Origin of the sequence: Clostridium sp. 1001283B150210_160208_E6 (assembly GCF_015669365.1) — a bacterium.
Taxonomy (GTDB): domain Bacteria; phylum Bacillota; class Clostridia; order Clostridiales; family Clostridiaceae; genus Clostridium; species Clostridium paraputrificum.
The window spans coordinates 189,973-207,351 of the sequence record NZ_JADPAA010000003.1 but is presented as its reverse complement, the minus strand read 5'-3'; the positions used below and the strand labels follow the sequence as shown (position 1 = coordinate 207,351).

The window sequence follows — 17,379 nt, the reverse complement described above, 5'->3', positions numbered from 1 at the left end:
TGAATATTATGATGCTTATTAAATTGCATAAAGTAGTCTAAAATATGGTGTATTAGGTTGATAATATTCAATCTAATACATTTTTATATTTAGAAAATAATTATTTTTAAAAGGATTTTTATATTTAACGTAGAATTTTATACATAATAAAGATAACAAAGAGGTAATGACATGAAAGTAGAATTAACATTAATTAACGGAGAAGATATTAAATTTACAACTGATGAATCTATTAATGGGACAGACTATTACATAATTAAGAATGAGACAATGTCAACATTAATAGCTTACTTACAATCAAAGGAGCCAGATTACTTAAAATTAAAGACTGATAAGTGTAGTATTATTTTATATACAGACAAAGTTTTGAAAGCCCTTATTTATGAGTAATAAGAAAAATTAGGTTGAAGCTCTACTGCCTTAAGGTACGTAGGGTTTTTATTTTTATATTCAGAAGTTTGAATTAAGTTTAATCTATATAAGTAGCATTAAGTTCCTTTTAAAATATAATATAGTATAAAATTATATTGGGGGAATACAAATGATTTATTACACTAATAAACATTCAGATGATAGAAGAACTATTTCTAAAAGTTCAGTTACAAATAAATGCACATTAATTGAATCCCTATCCAAAACCCTATGCATTCCTGATGATGTATGTAATACTAAATTAGTAGATGTTAATTTAACTATAAAATTTAACTTACCTTTGAAAAGAGCTACTATTACAGATGTAGTAAATGATGATTTTATAGAAAGTATTGTAAGGCACTCTATAGTAGCTAAAATTAATAATACTGAAATATCTGCAAGTAATGTTCATGTAAATTTTCCGGAGATTAAATTAAAGAATTTGAACATTAGAATAGGTGATACTTTAACTTTACGTTATAGGGTTAAAATAAAAGATAATGCTATAAATAATCCAGATGCTTATGTTAATAAGAAAATAATAATAGATGATACAAAGTGTGGAAGAATAAAGAAAGTAATAAAACATGAAGATGGAAAATTCCAAGACGATTTGAATATTAATTGTCCAGAGGACAATTGTTGCTGCCAAGCATGTTATCCATTTACTGTAGAACCATGTGACAGTATTATACCTGTATCGGTGGTGGTTCCCAATCTTCAATGTAATGGAAAATTAGTTGAAGTAAGTGTAGATATAGACAACGTATGTAGTGGTAGAATGATAGCAGTAGGGGTGAATTTAGTGGAGGTTAATTCACAGGAAGTTGAAGAACCTAGAGGATTTTTAGTTAAAGAATTTACAATTCCAAATATAACTCCATGTACATCTTTTACAGCATCAGGTTTTTGCTTTCCTATAACAGATTCATCAGGATGTGTAAGTAGAAATTTTAAAGCAAAAATATTTGCAGATTACACTGATGTTGTTTTATCAGATTGTGATTGTAATTGTGATACAAAGTAATACGAGTATGAAACACTGCTTATGCTAGTGTTTCTTTCTTTATTTACTATCACTTTTTCATATATATGAGTAATATAGAATAAGATTATTTTTATGGAGATATGGAATGAGTTATTACGTAAAGTCTAAGGATGGGACAAAGCTTTATGTTGAGGATCTTAACAAAAACAGTAATAAAACAATAGTGTTTTTACATGGATGGCCTGGAAGTCATGAGCTTTTTGAATATCAGTATGATTATTTCATAAAAGAAGGATATCGATGTATTGGAATTGATCAAAGGGGTTTTGGAAAGTCTGATAAGCCACCAAAAGGTTATGACTATAATACATTAGCAGATGATGTAAAGGAAGTAGTTGAAAAGCTATGTTTAAAAGATATTTGTTTAGTTGGACATTCTACAGGTGGGGCAATTGCTGTTAGATATATGGCAAGACATAAAGGATTTAATGTAGCAAAATTAGTTCTTTGTGCTGCTGCAGCACCTAGTTTAATAAAAAGAAGGGACTTTCCTTACGGAATAAAAAAAGAAGTAGTAGAAAATATAATTAATGGGACATACACAGATAGGCCTAAGATGTTAGATGACTTTGGTAAAATATTCTTCTATAGGAAAATAAGTATTCCTTTTTCTAATTGGTTTTTCAGTCTTGGATTACAAGCTGCAGGATGGGCAACAGCAGAGATTGCTCAAACATGGATAAATGAATGTTTATTTGAAGATTTAAAGAGTATTCACATTCCTACATTGATTCTTCAAGGAGTTCATGATCAAGTTGTGTTGCCAGAATTAAGTGAACAGCAGAATAAGGCTATTAAAAACTCTAAACTAATCAAGTTTAAAAAGAGTGGACATGGATTATTTTATGATGAAAAAGATAGATTTAATAATGAATTAAAAACATTTATAGATAATTAGGTATATTTATGTAGAAGCTAGCCTTGGTTAGCTTCTTTTTATTTAAGTAAAATTATGTTATTATAAATCTAGTTTTATATAGACGGGGTGGGAAGATGGTAAAGCTTATAGATGTAGCAAAAAAATTAGATTTAAATGTAAAAATTGTAGTTTCTATTAAAGCCTTTGATAAATATAATGCCTTTTTTAATATTTATGGTGAGGATGATGAACCTTGTAGAAGGTTAGTTATACTAACAAAGGATGAAAATATCGAAGAGGTTTATGATGAAAATCCTGGTGAAGCTATAACTCCAGGCATGGTTGTAGACGATAATATTTGGATTAAGGAATATCCTTTAACTACAAATCCAAACAAAATAGATATAGATGATATAGAAATTACAGATGAAGTATACAAAAAAATTATTAATATATAAGAGGAAGGGAGTAATTGTACTTCAGTTATTCTCTTAAATGACAACAGAAGGGTGGCAATACATATGAAATACCAAGTACTTTTATTTGATGCAGATGAAACATTATTTGATTTTAAAATGGCAGAAAAGCAAGCTTTTTTAAAGGCCTTAGAGGAGTATAAGCTAGATGTAGATAAAGAAGAGAGCTTAAAGCTTTATTCTCAAATAAACAAACACATATGGGAAGAGTTTGAAAGAGGAGAAATAACAGCAGATAGATTACGTGTAGAAAGATTTGAAAGATTTTCAAAGAAAATAAAGATAGATTTTGATGCTGTAAGCTTTAGTAAAGCATATGCTAAATTTCTAGGAGAAGGAGCATACCTTTTTGATGACTCAGTTGAAGTAATAGATTATTTAAGCAAAAAATATAAACTAGCTTTAGTAACTAATGGACTTAAGGATGTTCAAAAAAGTAGAATTAGTAAGACTCCATTAAAGGATTATTTCCAAGAGCTTATAATATCTGATGAGATAAAGATATCAAAACCAGACCCAAGAATATTTGATTATGCATTAGATAAACTTGATCACATGGATAAATCTAAAGTTCTTATGATTGGTGATAGTTTAACTTCAGATATGCAAGGTGGAATAAATGCAGGTATTGATACATGCTGGTATAATCCAAACCATTTAGAAAATAAATCTGGTTTAAACTTAACATATGAAATACATTCACTAAATGAATTAAAAGAAATTCTATAAAAGTTATTAGGGGGCATTATGATTACCTATAGGTTAGCAAAAAATGGCGATGAGAAAGAGGTTTTAAAGGTTATTGGTGAAGCTTTATCTAAGTATGGATTAAGCCTTGAACCTAATGGGGCAGACTTTGATGTAAGTGACATAGAAAAATATTACTTAAATAATTCAGGATGGTTTGAAGTAGTATTAGATGATAATAAAATTGTAGGTTCCGTTGGTGTGTATCATATAGATGATAATGAGTGTGAACTAAGAAAAATGTATTTACTTGAAGGTTACCAAGGAAAAGGTATAGGAAAAAAACTAATGGATGATGCTTTAAATATGGGAAGGGAGTTAGGTTATAAAGTTATGACACTACAAACAAACTCACTTTTGAATAAGGCTATTCCACTTTATGAAAAATCAGGTTTTAAATATAATTCCAGTGAAGTATGCTCAAGATGTGATATTTCAATGGAAAAAAGGTTGTATTAGTATAACTAATACAACTTTTATTTTTCTTTAAAAATCTTTATAAACACATGGGAGATAAATTCAAGTATTAAATAGATAACTATATACACATATAGACCTTTATTAAAATATAAAAGGAAAGTTATATAAATAAAAAATGCTGAAATAATTATAGCTAAATATATGTTACAGAACTTTAAGGTTACAAAAATTCCTTGTAGTACTGATACTATAGGATATAATCCTATTAAAAGAATTATTGAAATTCCACTAAATGAATGATGTCCCATTGCTATATATAGAATACTTGATAAGAGCAAAATAAAAATTCCGGGAGCAAAGTATACTCCAAATTTAAATCTATCCATAAAATCACCTAAAAAATAATTCAAAGTTAGTTTACTCATGAAAATTTGAAAATATACCATTGTATAATTGCCTAGTAAGTGGTATTTTATCTTTAGATAAGAAAAGAAGGATGATTACAATGAATTTCGTAGCAATAGATTTTGAAACAGCAAATGAAAGTAGAAATAGTGCTTGTGCAATTGGAATTACAAAGGTTCAAGGAAATAAAATTGTAGGTACAGAATACCACTTAATAAAACCTCCAGAGATGAGATTTAATGCTCACAATATATGGATTCATGGTATATACCCACAGGATGTAGAAAATGAAATGACATTTGGGGAGTTATGGCCTAAAATTAAACATTATTTTGATGAAGAATTAGTTGTGGCTCATAACGCTGCCTTTGATTTAAGTGTACTTAGAAGTTTGCTTAATTATTATGGATTTGAATATCCTAATTTACATTATATATGTACTGTTTTACTATCCAAAAATAAGATAAAAGATGTAAGAAATCATAAATTAAATACACTTGCAGAATATGTTGGTCATAAATTTGAGCATCATCACGCAGGAGAGGATGCAACAGCTTGTGCTAAAATACTAATCCATATAAGTGAAAATTATGGAATAGAAGATTTACTTTCTTTACATATTAATGGAGGCTTAAATATTGGTTCTGTTTATGATAGAGGATATGAGTCATGTACATCACTTATAAAACATAAAAACAATGTTACAAAGAAAGAAGCTTTAAGCTTATCTCTAAATGAGAATACAGATTACTTTTTTGATAAAACTGTAGTATTTACTGGTCCATTAGATTCTATGAGAAGAAATGAAGCCTCTAAGATAGTGATAAAATTAGGAGGCATTATAGGAAGTAGTGTAACTAAAAAGACAGATATTTTGATTACAGGCATAAAAGGTAGAGAATACCTGGATGATATGTATAAGTCTACAAAGCTAAAGAAGGCAGAATCTTTAATAAATAATGGACAAAATATAGAAATATTAACTGAAGAGGAATTTTTATCAATAGCAATTAAGGAAGGTATTACTCATTAGGTGATATATTACAAATAGCACCATTCATCAACTATAGATTACCATTCATTTTCCATGTTATCTTATATGTGACCTCTAAAAAACAAAAGGAGTGATTAGATGGGAAGAAAAAGAATAATAACCTTATTAGTTGCAGGGATGATTTGTACAAGCATTCTTACTGGATGTTCTGTGTCAAATAAGGAAATCAGCGATACTTCCAAGGAGGTAGAAATGGCTTCTGTTCCTCAGCAAGAGGAAGAAAATAAAGAAGTAGTTGATGACTCTACTGTCAACAAGGAGAGTAATGAACAAAAGGAAGAAGCAAATGCTAATAATACAAATAATGAAAGTAAATCTGTTGTAAAAGATAAAAGTACCATAACTAATGTAGATACACCGAAGGGTTCAAATAATACAACTAAAAAACCTTCTACTAATGTAACTAAGCCTTCAACTAATATAACTAAGCCTTCAACCAATAAAACTGAAACAAATAATAAAGTTGAAACACTAACACAAAGTGAAGGAGATTATTTAGCAAGAGTAGAGGATGAAATTTTTAATGCTACAAATGCAGAGAGACAAAAACAAGGATTGCCAGCATTAAAAAGAAATTCAACAGCGAACAAGTATGCTAGAAGTAAGTCTTTAGAAATGTTAAACTTAAACTATTTTGATCATAAGTCGCCAAACAATGGATATATACAAGATATAGCTAAGAAAGATGGATGGAAGTATTCAAGGATTGGTGAAAACATATATACTATGACGGGTGGACAAGCTTCCAGCGTAAGTGGAGCTTCTATAACAAATAGTTGGATGAATTCAGAAGGGCATAGAAAAAATATTTTAAATAGTGGATACACAGAGATAGGAATAGGTGTTACTTTTAGAAACGGAAAGTTATATGAAACACAAATATTCTATACACCACTTTAAAAAATAAAAATAATACGTAATAGAAATTTTTAGAGAAATTGCTTTGCAATTTCTCTTTTTTGTTTTTTAGGAAACTAGAGTGTTAAAAATATAACCCCTTTTTGTTATGTAGAGATTGTAGTGAATATTTATAACCAGAACAAAATAACGTACATTTTGAAAATAAATATTGAAAATGTTCGAAAGTAGTGATAATATTGTTATTAGAAATTATTGATGTCTTTGTATATTTCTGGTGATATGGTCCAGATGTCTCTACAAGAACTCCGTAAAGGTTCTTACTATAAGGATATGATTATTACGAGAGATGAGAAGGCAAGTTTAAAGGGGGAAAACAACTATGTCAGAATTTATAACTGACTTCTTAGCAATCATAGGTGTTGTACTAAACGGCTTACCACAAGGGCTTTTGGCGCTTACCTTTGGATTTGCTTCAATTCCAACAGCTTTTGCATTTTTAATAGGAGCAGTTGGTAATTTGTTAACAGGTTCAGTAGCACCTATTTCATTCCAAGCAGAAACTATTACATACGCAGGAACTGCTGGAAAGGATATGAAGGAAAGATTATCTATGATATTCTTTGGGGCGTTAATTATGACTTTAATAGGAATGTTCGGGTTTTTGGGCAAAATCGTAGATTTTATTGGCCCAACGATTACATCAGGGATGATGGCTGGTGTTGGAATAATGCTTGCAAAAGTTTCAATGGACATGCTTAAGGCTGATAATAAAGTAGGTATTGTTTCTATTGCTTCTGCAGTAATTGTTTATTTTGCTACAAATGATCTTGTATTGACAATAACAATTTCTGTTCTATTATCAAGCATTGTTGGTAATATAACTAACAAAGAAATGAGAAATGTAGAAATACCAAAAGAAAAAGTTGAGAGACGAAAATTAATATTTAACAGCAAAATTTTACGTGGTGCTTTAGGAATGGTATGTTTAAACATTGGCTCCAATATTGCTTTTGGCCAAATTACAGGAAGTATGGCTAATACATCTGTAAACATTGATCACCTTTCTGTAATTAGTAGTATAGCTGATATGGGTTCATCACTTTTTGGTGGAGCACCAGTTGAGTCTATAATTTCTGCAACAGGAAGTGCACCTCATCCATTAGCTTCAGGTATAATTATGATGCTTATAATGGCTGCCATACTTTTCTTTGGATTATTACCTAAGATAGGTAAATATGTACCTTCACAATCAATAAGTGGATTCTTATTTGTCCTTGGTATAATCGTTACTGTACCATCAAATGCTGCTGCAGCACTTGCAGGTGCTGATAGTCTAATTGGTGGTATTACTATGGGTGTAACTGCAATTACTGATCCATTCTTTGGTATGCTTGCAGGTGTTATCGCTAGATTCGCTTTAGGATTATTTTAGGGGGTAATGAAAAATGAATACATATAACTTAGAAATTCTTTCATTAAATAGAGAACTACCTTTAATTAAAATTAAGGATGACTTAGCTATTGCAAGTTTTGTTATATTAGGTGATTCAGAATTAGTAAAAACTGTAGCTCCAGAAATAGCTAAAAAATTAAAAGATATTGATGTAATTGTAACTGCTGAAGCAAAGGGGATTCCTTTAGCTTATGAAATTTCTAATATATTAGGAATGAAGGAATTTGTAGTAGCAAGAAAGAGCATCAAATCTTATATGGATTCTCCAATTACCGAAGAAGTAAATTCAATAACTACACAAAAGACACAATTCCTTTGTTTAGATAAAGTAGATGCAGAAAAAGTTAGAGGTAAAAAAGTCGCAATTATTGATGACGTTATTTCTACTGGTGAATCTTTAAAGACAGTGGAGTCTTTAATTCAGAAGGTTGGAGGAATAGTGACAGCAAAGGCTGCTATATTAGCAGAAGGAGATGCAGCTAATAGGGATGATATAATCTTTATTAAAAGACTTCCGTTATTTAAAGTAGATGACGAAAATAATTTTATAGAAATATAAGAAAAACAAAATATATGATAAGGGTTACATCTAGGTTTTGAAAATTATTTAGATATAACCCTTTATATTTATTTAGAAGGAGCAGAAGCAGCTTGGTTGTTTGCTGAAACAATTTGTTCTATCCAAGATGGTCCTGTTGGGTTTGGATGTTTATCTTCAGGAAGGTATTGTTCAGCTACTCTTAATAGAGTTAAGAAGTCATACCTATAAGATATAGTCCCATCTCCCCAATGGTCGGATAAGACATCGAAAGCTCGTTTAACATCAGATTTCATATCATTCCATTCGGAATCTGATGGTGTACCATTACCATAAAACTTTCTAAACTCATCAAAATAATTTTCCATTTCGCTCCAAGTTATTTTTGCATCATAAATATTTGAAGTTTCCTTATCCATTTCTTTTATAACATTACTTATATTCTCAATGTGATTTGCAAATCCTGATAATTGGAACTCTGCATTTATGTCATTAGTATTGATAGCTTGTTCTCTATGAGTTGTAAATAAATTTCTTTGTAATAACCCATAAACACCTCTATTATAAGCATTATCAACTAAGACAAATTCAGCCCAAGGATCTTTTGCAGCCTTAATAAATTCATCAAAATTATTATTAGGAATAGCATATAAAAATTCACGTGTCATTGTTAAACTAATATATGAAGTTATAGCTGCATGAACGTAAGATTGATCATCAATATCTCCAGTTTTTAATGTTACATAGTCCTCATGTTCTGCTGTTAATGGTAAATAATCAGGGTATTGTTTCTTTACTTCATTAAAATTACCTTTTTCTTGTTGGAAAGGTCCATCTGGATGTTTCTTTTGAATTGGCCATGACCATTGTTTACCATCTACAGTAACGATATTCTCATTATAACCAGATTCTATTGGAGCAAGACCACAAGTAAAGTTTTCCTTAATTGAAAGGCCAATCATAAAGTTTGGATTTAAGCCAAATAGTTCTGTTCCTGTAGCAAGACCCATTGCTAAGTATTCTGATGGAATCCATACCTTTAATCCACTAACACCATTTATTGGAACAGGCATTGAATTAGGTAACCCTAATTGAATTTGCGTTGGATGAGCTGGATTTGAATACATAAGTTTATTACCCGTGTTACCTTTAACAGTTGTACTATAGTATTCGGCTTCATTTTCTATAAGATCTTTTATATTTAAGTCAGGTTTATTTTTACTCCATGAAGATGGTAATCCTTGATATTCAGGATAAGTTATATTTCCTCTGAATATATTTGGAGTGAATCCACTTGGAGCTTTTGAATCTTTTTTATTCCCTTGAATAACAAATACTCTAGTTGTTTTAGAGGTTAATAATCTTTCATCTTGCTTTAGATTAATAGTTACTTTTCCATTCTCTTGAGTGTAAGAAGCACAATTAGATACAGATGTTATTTCGTTATCTGTTTCAAAGGATAGTCCCCAAGCAGAGAAATCTCTACCATTCCAAATATATGATGGATTTGGATTTGCAATAAATACAGCCCATTCAAATGTATCTTCATCTTCACTTAAAACTGTATATCCAACTGCAGGAAGACCTGAGGCTGATTCAGGTAAAGGAACATCTATAGGTTTTTCATTTTTAGTAACGACATGTGTTACGGACTCTCTAGCTTGAGTAACACCGGCTGAATTAACAAGCTCTGCTGTATAAACGTAAGTTTTATTTGGCTTGTCAGTAAAAGTATATTGAGCTGTTTGGGCTGCTGGAGTATTATTTATTAATGGAACTTCAGCAATTAGGACACCGTTTTCGTAAAGCTTCCATACATCACCATTTACTCCGTACCACATGTTCATTGTAATAGTATAGTTTGGGGATCCATCCCAATCGTTTTTTGAAATTTGGAATGATGTAGGTGCTTCAGTATCTTTTGAAGCAATTAGACTAGTAATTGTTGTGTAAGTAGATTTCTTATTTTCTAATTTATCATTTGTAAGTGCATTTACTGGAATTGCTTGGCTTGTAAGGATTATAGCAGATAATGCAACTGCTATTTTTTTTCTGTTTTTAGGGTTATACCCATTCATTTTTATACCTCCTTTTATAACTTTATAGCAAATATATTCTCGAAAAATATCAATTATTCAAATCTTATTAAGTAAATTTTAAATATTTTTAAGTTAATCTTTTGTTTAAATTAATCACAATATAATGAAATTGAGTCTTGTATATGGTACTATGCAAGGCTTTTTCTAGTACAGAAGGAGGATTTATATACTTTTTAGAGAATGAAGTAAAAGTAAGTCAATGTAATACTTGGTTTAAACAATAATTATTTGGAAGAATATAAATAAAGAAAATAAAGTATTTAATAATATTTTTGAATAAGGAGGTGTGATATGAAAAAGGGAAGTAAAGTCGCATATTGTTTGATTTTAATAAAATTCTTATTATTAACGCCGTTAAAACTTTTTACTGTTAAGATAAATCAGCCAAGTGATCCAACTGTAGCGATAGCAACTACAAGTAAAATAATGTTGAGCAATTATTTTGAAAACAATGAAGAAGATATACATGATTAAGGTGAAAGAGAATGAAATAATAATTCTCTTTCTTTTTTTATGCCGTAATACTCTATAGTTAAGTTACTTTTAAGTAAAATGTTGATTTAAAAGAATAAACTAGTTATATTATAAGGTGTAAAGGAGGGCTTTAAGGATGAAGAAAGTAATTGTAATTGGAGCTGGCCCAGCTGGAATGATGGCAGCTATGACTGCTGGTAAAGAACATGAAGTAATTTTATTAGATGGAAATAATAGATTGGGGAAAAAATTATATATAACAGGAAAAGGTCGTTGTAACGTAACAAATGCAAAGGATATTTCAGAGTTTTTTGATTTTATTCCTGGTAATCCTCAATTTTTATATAGCGCACTTTATACATACACAAATGAAGATACAATGAAGTTCTTTGAAGAAGAAGGTATAAAATTAAAGGTTGAAAGAGGGGGAAGAGTATTCCCTCAGTCAGATAAATCTTCTGATATTATAAAAGGCTTATCAAATGGACTAAAGAAGGCTAATGTTAAAATTCTTCTTGAACATAAGGTTACAGATGTAATCATGAGTGGCAAGAAGATTAAAGCTGTTGTTGTTAATGGAAACCAAAAAATAGAAGGAGACTATTTTATTATAGCAACTGGAGGCGCTTCTTACCCAGCTACAGGTTCTAGAGGAGAAGGGCAAGTATTTGCTGAGAAGATGGGACATAAAATTGTAGATTTAAAACCATCCTTAGTTCCTATGGATATAGAAGAAGATTGGGTAAAAGAGCTTATGGGTCTTTCATTAAGAAATGTTAATGTGAAGATTAAAAGAGATAAAAAAGTTGTATATGAAAACCAAGGGGAAATGCTATTTACTCATTTTGGTGTAACAGGACCATTAATATTAAGTGGAAGTAGATTTATTAGAGGTGATCATAAATACATCTTAACTATTGATTTAAAGCCAGCCTTAGACGAAGCAGCTCTTGATAAAAGGGTACAAAAGGACTTCCAAGGTGTATTAAATAAGGCTTTTAAAAACTCTTTAGATGCATTATTACCTCAAAAAATGATTCCAATAATTATTAGACTTTCTGGAATTGATGAAAATAAGAAGGTAAATGAAATTACAAAGATTGAAAGAAGAAACCTAGTTAATCTACTTAAAAACTTAACAATGACAATATCAGGGTTAAGACCAATAGATCAAGCAATAGTAACCTCAGGTGGAGTGAGTATTAAGGAAATCGATCCATCTACTATGAAATCTAAAATAGTTGAAAATGTAGCCTTTGCAGGGGAAGTTATGGATGTTGATGCATTTACTGGCGGATATAACGTTCAAATTGCTTTAGCTACAGGATTTCTAGCGGGTTCAAATATTTAACTTGTCTGAAAAGGTAAAAAAATATATAATTTAAAGTATGAGTGTTTAAAATGAAAGGAAGAAATAGCTGTGAGAATATCAGTTGCAATAGATGGACCAGCAGGAGCAGGTAAGAGTACAATAGCTAAATTAGTAGCTAAGGAATTTGACTTAATGTATATAAATACGGGAGCAATGTACAGAGCAGTTGCTTTAAAATCTAATGAAAATGGATTAACTCCTGATAAAGTTAATGATATATGTGCATTAATTGAAGGAATGGAAATGGAGTTTGTTAATGATGATTTAGTGTTAAATGGTGTTAACATTCAAAATGAAATAACTGTACCTGAAATTAGTGGAATCGTTTCGGATTATGCTTCTATTCCAGAAGTTAGAGTGAAATTAGTTGAACTTCAAAGAGAAATGTCTAAAAAGTTCAATGTAATTATGGATGGAAGAGACATTGGAACAGTAGTTTTAAAGGAAGCACCTTTTAAATTCTTCTTAACTGCAACTCCAGAGGAGAGAGCAAACAGAAGATTTAAGGAACTTAAAGAAAGAAATATAGACTGCGAATATGAAGTTATTTTAAAAGATATAATAGAAAGAGATTATAAGGATACTCATAGAGAAGTTGATCCACTAAGAAAGGCTGATGACGCCATTGAAGTAGATACAACTGGACTTAATATAATAGAAGTTACAGAAAAGATTAATTCTGTAATTAGTAATAATATTAAGTAAATGAGAAACATATACTTAGGAGTATAGGAAATGAGAGAAATAAAAGTTGCAAAGAGTGCAGGATTCTGCTTTGGAGTAAAGAGAGCAGTTGACGAATCTTTAAAGATACAAAAAGAATTTAATAAAAAAATATATACCTTAGGACCACTAATACATAATAATGATGTGGTTCAGTACCTTGAAAATAATAATATCTTTTCAGTGGCCCTAGAAGAAATTGATAAGTTAAATGAAGGGGATGTGGTAGTAATTAGATCTCACGGAGTATCTAAGGATGTTATTGCAAACCTAGAAGAAAGAGGACTTATTGTAAAGAATGCTACTTGTCCTTATGTGACAAACATTCATAAGAAGGTTGAAAAGTATTCAAATGAAGGATACAACATAGTTATATTAGGTGATGAAAAGCACCCTGAAGTTATAGGTATAAATGGGTGGTGTGATAATAAAGCATTAATTACTAAGGATGGTACTTTACCAGAAAATGTACCAAATAAGATTTGTGCAGTTTCTCAAACAACAGAAAAAGAAGAGAATTGGAAGAAAACTTTAAATAATTTATCTTCAAACACAAAAGAAGTACTTGCATTCAATACAATTTGTAATGCTACAGAAGTAAATCAAAAGAACGCTGATGAATTATCTAAATCTGTTGATGCTATGATTGTAATTGGAGGAAAAAACAGTTCTAATACAACAAAGCTTTATCAAATTGCTAAGAGAAATTGTGAAAATACAATACATATAGAAAATGCTTCTGAATTACCAGAAGAATATATAAATAATAAAAACTTTAAAACAATAGGGATTACCGCTGGTGCATCAACACCAGATTGGATAATTAGGGAGGTTATTAATACTATGCAAGATGAACTAAACAAAATGGATGATCAACTACAATTAATGAATGAACTTGACAGAAGGTTCAAAATTGGTGACGAAGTTGAAGGAGAAATACTTTCAAAAACAAGAGATGAAATATTAGTTTCTCTTGTAGGATATAAGTCAGATGGAGTTATACCATTTAAGGAATTAACTTGTCTTCAAGATCCTTCAAAACTTGCAGAAGAACTAAAAGTTGGAGACAGCATCAAGGCTAAGGTAATTAAACTTAAGAATGATGATAATTACGTTGTTCTTTCAAGATTAGAGTTTGAAAAGAAAGAAGCAATGGAAAAACTAGAAAAGTTATATAATGAAGAAGCAATTTTCGAAGTTAAAATAGACACTGTAATGGAAAAAGGATTAGTAGCTCATTTAAATGGAGTTAGAATATTTATCCCAGCTTCACAAATTGATATTAAATTTGTAAATAACAAAGAAGAGTTAAAGGGTCAAACTTTAGAAGTTAAGTTAATAGAATTCTCTAAAGAAAATCCTTCTAAAATAGTAGCTTCAAGAAGAGTTATATTAGAAAAAGAAAAGGCTGAAAGAGAAGAAAAAGCTTGGTCAACATTACATCTTGGAGATGTAGTAGAAGCAGAAATAAAGAGATTTACAAACTTTGGTGCTTTTGCTGAAATCAATGGAATAGATGGTCTTATTCACCTTTCAGAAATTTCATGGAACCATGTAAGAAAGCCTGAAGATGTATTAACTAAGGACTCTAAGGTTATGGTTAAGATTATAGATCTTGATAAAGAAACTAACAAGCTATCATTAAGTATAAAACAATTAACTGAAGAACCATGGGCAAAGGTTAATGAAAAATACCCAGAAGGAACTGTTGTTTTAGGTAAGGTAGTTAGATTAAATGACTTTGGTGCTTTTGTTGAATTAGAACCTGGTGTTGATGGATTAGTTCACATATCTAAAATAAGCCATGATAGAGTTGAACATCCTTCACAAGTATTAAAGGTTGGGGAAGAAGTTAAAGCTATGATCTTAGCTGTTGATGCAGAAAAGAAGAGAATTAGCTTAAGTATTAAAGACGTTTAAAATTAGGTAATAAATTAAAAGAACTCCCATATTATATAAGGGAGTTCTTTTCACTATGTTTTATGAGGTATTGTGTTTATGATGGTAATTGAGAAACTAAGTAGTAAAAACACAGAGGAATTTAAGAAATTATTATATGAGGCTAGAAACAAAACCCCTTATAGATTGAATTTTTATAAATATTATGATAATCAATCCTTTATAGTAAAATATTTTGTAAAAAAGTATGTAAAGCTTATAAAATACAAGGACAAATATGTTGGGTATATGTGGACAGATGTTTCAACATCTCAATCAACCAAAATATCTGACATGTATTTAAAGGAAGAGTATATACACTTTTTTAATGAAAAGGTTCTTTCAATATTTAAAAGTAGCTTAGTAATATATGAGGGTTATGAAGATGCATATACAAAATATTTAATTAATACTATGAAAATGAATAAAATTAGGGTTACTAACCTTATGAAGCTTAATCTTAAAGACTTTAATCCTAAAAGAAGGGGAACTAATGCAACATTTAGTCTATGCGATGCAGGAAAAGATGATGAAATTAGATGTAAATTGCAAAATGAAATTTTCAATGAAGATAATAGAACCCCTCTTACAGTAGATGATATAAAGTATGATATAAAACAAGAATACTATTTAAAGGACTTATGTGTTTTTATAAAGGTTAAAAACAAAATAATTGGATATGGTCAAATAATTTATAATAGGGATATAAATCTTATTGTTAACTTTGGAATAGTTAATGGCTATAGAAATGAAGGCTATGGGAAAGATCTATTAATTAAGCTTCTAGATATGGCAAAGGGAGCAAATATAAAAGATATTTATATAAGGGTAGATCATAATAACTTTCATGCAAAAAAATTATATAGCAGTGTAGGATTTAAGGAGATTGGTGACTTTTGCTCATGGCTTTGGGCAAAGGATCTTATTTAATTTACTAAAGAAAAGGTGTTTCTATGAAACTAGAAAATAAGTTTACTTTGTTAATTATATTTTTAATTAGTGGAACTATATTAATTATATCTTTTTTTTCTTATGAAATGATAAAGGGAAGAATTGAAGAAGATACTGGAGCAAGACTCCTAGATACAGGTAGGGTTGTTTCATCAGTACCATTAGTACAAGAAACCTTGGCAAATAAGGAAATAAGTACAATGAAGGTTCAAAATTTTATTGAAAACTTAAGATTAAAAACAAAAGTTTTATTTATTGTAGTTATGGATATGGATGGTATAAGATATTCACATCCTATACCTGCAAATATAGGACTTAAATTTGGACAGAACGACAAGTATAGGGTACTTGAATATGGTGAATCCTATGTGTCAAAGGAAACAGGAAGTCTAGGACCTTCTATACGATCATTTGTTCCTGTCTATTATGAGGGGGAACAAGTAGGGGCAGTATCTGTTGGTATTTTAGCAGGTGATATGCTATACGAAATGAAAAAGTATACAAATAAAATATTGCCTATGCTTTTCTTTACTTTAATGGTATCTATTTTAGGAGCTAGAATACTAGCAAGAAATATAAAAAAAGCTATATTTGGTCTTGAACCAAATCAAATTGCATTACTTCTTTTTGAAAGAGAGTCCATAATTAATAATGTTCATGATGGACTTATTGCTATAAATATAACTGGCGATGTTAGACTGATGAATACAAGGGCACAGGAAATCCTAAAAATTAATTCTAGGGCTCAGGTCCCTAGTGTAATTCTAGATAACCTAATGGAAACTATGTATAGAAGGTCTAGAGTTTTTAATAAAGAAATTAGAATTGACGATAACATTATTATGGCTAATTTTTACACAATTTTTGGTGATTCAGGAAATGTAGAAGGTGGAATAGCCAGCATTCAAGATATGACTATAGTTACAAATATGGCAGAAGAACTAACTGGGGTTAAGGAGCTATTTTGGAACTTAAGAGCTCAAAATCACGAATTCATGAATAAATTACATACAATAGCAGGCCTTATTCAATTAGAGGAGAATGATAAGGCTATTGAATACATATTTAACACCACTTCAAAGAGAGGGTTAATTACTGATTCATTAAGAAATATTAAAGAAGTTTCTATTCAAGGGCTTATTTTTGCAAAATATAATAGAGCAGATGAAGCCAAGATTAAATTTGAAGTGGATGAAAAAAGTAACTTTAAGGAGATACCTAGGGGGCTTTCATTAAATGAATTACTAATTATTATAGGTAACTTAATACAAAACTCCATTGAGGAAGTATCTAAAAAGGATGAAGGATATATTTTTGTTGGTATATATCAAGACAAAAATATAAAAATTCTTGTGAAGAATAATGGAGCAATGATTGATGAAGAAGGAAAAGAAAAGTTATTTACTAGAGGATATTCTACAAAAGGAGACTTTAGGGGCATGGGTCTTTATAATATAAAAGAGATTGTAGAAGCAAATGGTGGAACCATAAATTTAATTTCAGATGAAAATGAAACCATATGGGATATAGTAATTTAATGGAGGATT

At 29.9% G+C, this 17,379-nt stretch carries 17 protein-coding genes and 1 riboswitch; of the genes, 16 read left to right on the top strand and 1 reads right to left on the bottom strand.

The genetic code is table 11. The features are described 5' to 3' along the window. The first annotated feature begins 171 nt into the window (after positions 1-171). From I4V16_RS05750 to I4V16_RS05700, 10 genes are all read left to right on the top strand, one after another. Entirely contained in the window at positions 172-390 is a 219-nt protein-coding gene (locus I4V16_RS05750) for a hypothetical protein (protein ID WP_049178782.1), read from the top strand. Positions 391-541: 151 nt separating this feature from the next. Further along, positions 542-1,441 (top strand): hypothetical protein, encoded by a 900-nt coding sequence (locus I4V16_RS05745; protein WP_049178781.1) that lies wholly within the window; start codon positions 542-544, stop codon positions 1,439-1,441. A 106-nt stretch (positions 1,442-1,547) separates the two neighbouring features. Beyond that, complete coding sequence (locus tag I4V16_RS05740; protein ID WP_195966563.1) at positions 1,548-2,360, top strand: alpha/beta hydrolase; 813 nt, start codon at positions 1,548-1,550, stop codon at positions 2,358-2,360. A 95-nt stretch (positions 2,361-2,455) separates the two neighbouring features. After that, the gene (locus I4V16_RS05735) at positions 2,456-2,779 is read left to right on the top strand and encodes a hypothetical protein (protein WP_195966562.1); all 324 of its coding nucleotides are present in this window, start codon (positions 2,456-2,458) and stop codon (positions 2,777-2,779) included. Positions 2,780-2,842: 63 nt separating this feature from the next. Then, positions 2,843-3,526, top strand: a complete 684-nt coding sequence (locus I4V16_RS05730; protein ID WP_111937695.1) for a YjjG family noncanonical pyrimidine nucleotidase — start codon at positions 2,843-2,845, stop codon at positions 3,524-3,526. Between the two features lie 18 nt (positions 3,527-3,544). After that, on the top strand, positions 3,545-4,003 hold the full coding sequence (locus I4V16_RS05725; protein WP_111937694.1) for a GNAT family N-acetyltransferase: 459 nt from the start codon (positions 3,545-3,547) through the stop codon (positions 4,001-4,003). A gap of 466 nt (positions 4,004-4,469) precedes the next feature. Then, complete coding sequence (locus tag I4V16_RS05715) at positions 4,470-5,402, top strand: exonuclease domain-containing protein (protein ID WP_195966561.1); 933 nt, start codon at positions 4,470-4,472, stop codon at positions 5,400-5,402. A 99-nt stretch (positions 5,403-5,501) separates the two neighbouring features. Continuing rightward, a complete protein-coding gene (locus I4V16_RS05710; protein WP_195966560.1) occupies positions 5,502-6,323 on the top strand; it encodes a CAP domain-containing protein in 822 nt (273 codons plus the stop codon). A gap of 202 nt (positions 6,324-6,525) precedes the next feature. Continuing rightward, a riboswitch (purine riboswitch) is annotated at positions 6,526-6,627 on the top strand. A gap of 36 nt (positions 6,628-6,663) precedes the next feature. Continuing rightward, positions 6,664-7,716, top strand: coding sequence for an NCS2 family permease (locus tag I4V16_RS05705; RefSeq protein WP_195541746.1), 1,053 nt, complete (start codon positions 6,664-6,666; stop codon positions 7,714-7,716). A 13-nt stretch (positions 7,717-7,729) separates the two neighbouring features. Beyond that, the gene (locus I4V16_RS05700; RefSeq protein ID WP_049178765.1) at positions 7,730-8,296 is read left to right on the top strand and encodes a phosphoribosyltransferase family protein; all 567 of its coding nucleotides are present in this window, start codon (positions 7,730-7,732) and stop codon (positions 8,294-8,296) included. 68 nt (positions 8,297-8,364) lie between these two features. Here I4V16_RS05700 and I4V16_RS05695 read toward each other — a convergent pair whose 3' ends face one another. Further along, entirely contained in the window at positions 8,365-10,353 is a 1,989-nt protein-coding gene (locus I4V16_RS05695; RefSeq protein WP_099329719.1) for a hypothetical protein, read from the bottom strand. A 312-nt stretch (positions 10,354-10,665) separates the two neighbouring features. On the opposite strand from I4V16_RS05695, the gene I4V16_RS05690 reads away from it, so the two are divergent. The 6 genes from I4V16_RS05690 to I4V16_RS05665 all read left to right on the top strand — a co-directional run bounded on the left by I4V16_RS05690 (position 10,666) and on the right by I4V16_RS05665 (position 17,370). Next, complete coding sequence (locus I4V16_RS05690) at positions 10,666-10,848, top strand: hypothetical protein (RefSeq protein ID WP_195966559.1); 183 nt, start codon at positions 10,666-10,668, stop codon at positions 10,846-10,848. Positions 10,849-10,984: 136 nt separating this feature from the next. Further along, positions 10,985-12,199, top strand: a complete 1,215-nt coding sequence (locus I4V16_RS05685) for an NAD(P)/FAD-dependent oxidoreductase (RefSeq protein WP_099329720.1) — start codon at positions 10,985-10,987, stop codon at positions 12,197-12,199. A 69-nt stretch (positions 12,200-12,268) separates the two neighbouring features. Continuing rightward, positions 12,269-12,925, top strand: coding sequence for a (d)CMP kinase (gene cmk, locus I4V16_RS05680; protein ID WP_049178758.1), 657 nt, complete (start codon positions 12,269-12,271; stop codon positions 12,923-12,925). A gap of 30 nt (positions 12,926-12,955) precedes the next feature. Beyond that, positions 12,956-14,863 (top strand): bifunctional 4-hydroxy-3-methylbut-2-enyl diphosphate reductase/30S ribosomal protein S1, encoded by a 1,908-nt coding sequence (locus I4V16_RS05675; RefSeq protein ID WP_195966558.1) that lies wholly within the window; start codon positions 12,956-12,958, stop codon positions 14,861-14,863. A gap of 78 nt (positions 14,864-14,941) precedes the next feature. Continuing rightward, positions 14,942-15,811: a GNAT family N-acetyltransferase gene (locus I4V16_RS05670; protein ID WP_049178755.1), complete on the top strand. Its 870-nt coding sequence runs from the start codon at positions 14,942-14,944 to the stop codon at positions 15,809-15,811. A gap of 23 nt (positions 15,812-15,834) precedes the next feature. Continuing rightward, on the top strand, positions 15,835-17,370 hold the full coding sequence (locus I4V16_RS05665) for a sensor histidine kinase (RefSeq protein ID WP_049178753.1): 1,536 nt from the start codon (positions 15,835-15,837) through the stop codon (positions 17,368-17,370). Positions 17,371-17,379: the final 9 nt, after the last annotated feature.

What these genes read in the sequence shown, in the direction of transcription:
- I4V16_RS05715 (WP_195966561.1), top strand. Translation starts at nt 4,470, where the DNA reads ATGAATTTCGTAGCAATAGATTTTGAAACAGCAAATGAAAGTAGAAAT.
- I4V16_RS05685 (WP_099329720.1), top strand. Translation starts at nt 10,985, where the DNA reads ATGAAGAAAGTAATTGTAATTGGAGCTGGCCCAGCTGGAATGATGGCA.
- I4V16_RS05730 (WP_111937695.1), top strand. Translation starts at nt 2,843, where the DNA reads ATGAAATACCAAGTACTTTTATTTGATGCAGATGAAACATTATTTGAT.
- I4V16_RS05690 (WP_195966559.1), top strand. Translation starts at nt 10,666, where the DNA reads ATGAAAAAGGGAAGTAAAGTCGCATATTGTTTGATTTTAATAAAATTC.
- I4V16_RS05675 (WP_195966558.1), top strand. Translation starts at nt 12,956, where the DNA reads ATGAGAGAAATAAAAGTTGCAAAGAGTGCAGGATTCTGCTTTGGAGTA.
- I4V16_RS05665 (WP_049178753.1), top strand. Translation starts at nt 15,835, where the DNA reads ATGAAACTAGAAAATAAGTTTACTTTGTTAATTATATTTTTAATTAGT.
- I4V16_RS05750 (WP_049178782.1), top strand. Translation starts at nt 172, where the DNA reads ATGAAAGTAGAATTAACATTAATTAACGGAGAAGATATTAAATTTACA.
- I4V16_RS05725 (WP_111937694.1), top strand. Translation starts at nt 3,545, where the DNA reads ATGATTACCTATAGGTTAGCAAAAAATGGCGATGAGAAAGAGGTTTTA.
- I4V16_RS05710 (WP_195966560.1), top strand. Translation starts at nt 5,502, where the DNA reads ATGGGAAGAAAAAGAATAATAACCTTATTAGTTGCAGGGATGATTTGT.
- I4V16_RS05740 (WP_195966563.1), top strand. Translation starts at nt 1,548, where the DNA reads ATGAGTTATTACGTAAAGTCTAAGGATGGGACAAAGCTTTATGTTGAG.
- I4V16_RS05695 (WP_099329719.1), bottom strand. Translation starts at nt 10,353, where the DNA reads ATGAATGGGTATAACCCTAAAAACAGAAAAAAAATAGCAGTTGCATTA.
- I4V16_RS05745 (WP_049178781.1), top strand. Translation starts at nt 542, where the DNA reads ATGATTTATTACACTAATAAACATTCAGATGATAGAAGAACTATTTCT.
- I4V16_RS05735 (WP_195966562.1), top strand. Translation starts at nt 2,456, where the DNA reads ATGGTAAAGCTTATAGATGTAGCAAAAAAATTAGATTTAAATGTAAAA.
- I4V16_RS05670 (WP_049178755.1), top strand. Translation starts at nt 14,942, where the DNA reads ATGATGGTAATTGAGAAACTAAGTAGTAAAAACACAGAGGAATTTAAG.
- I4V16_RS05700 (WP_049178765.1), top strand. Translation starts at nt 7,730, where the DNA reads ATGAATACATATAACTTAGAAATTCTTTCATTAAATAGAGAACTACCT.
- I4V16_RS05705 (WP_195541746.1), top strand. Translation starts at nt 6,664, where the DNA reads ATGTCAGAATTTATAACTGACTTCTTAGCAATCATAGGTGTTGTACTA.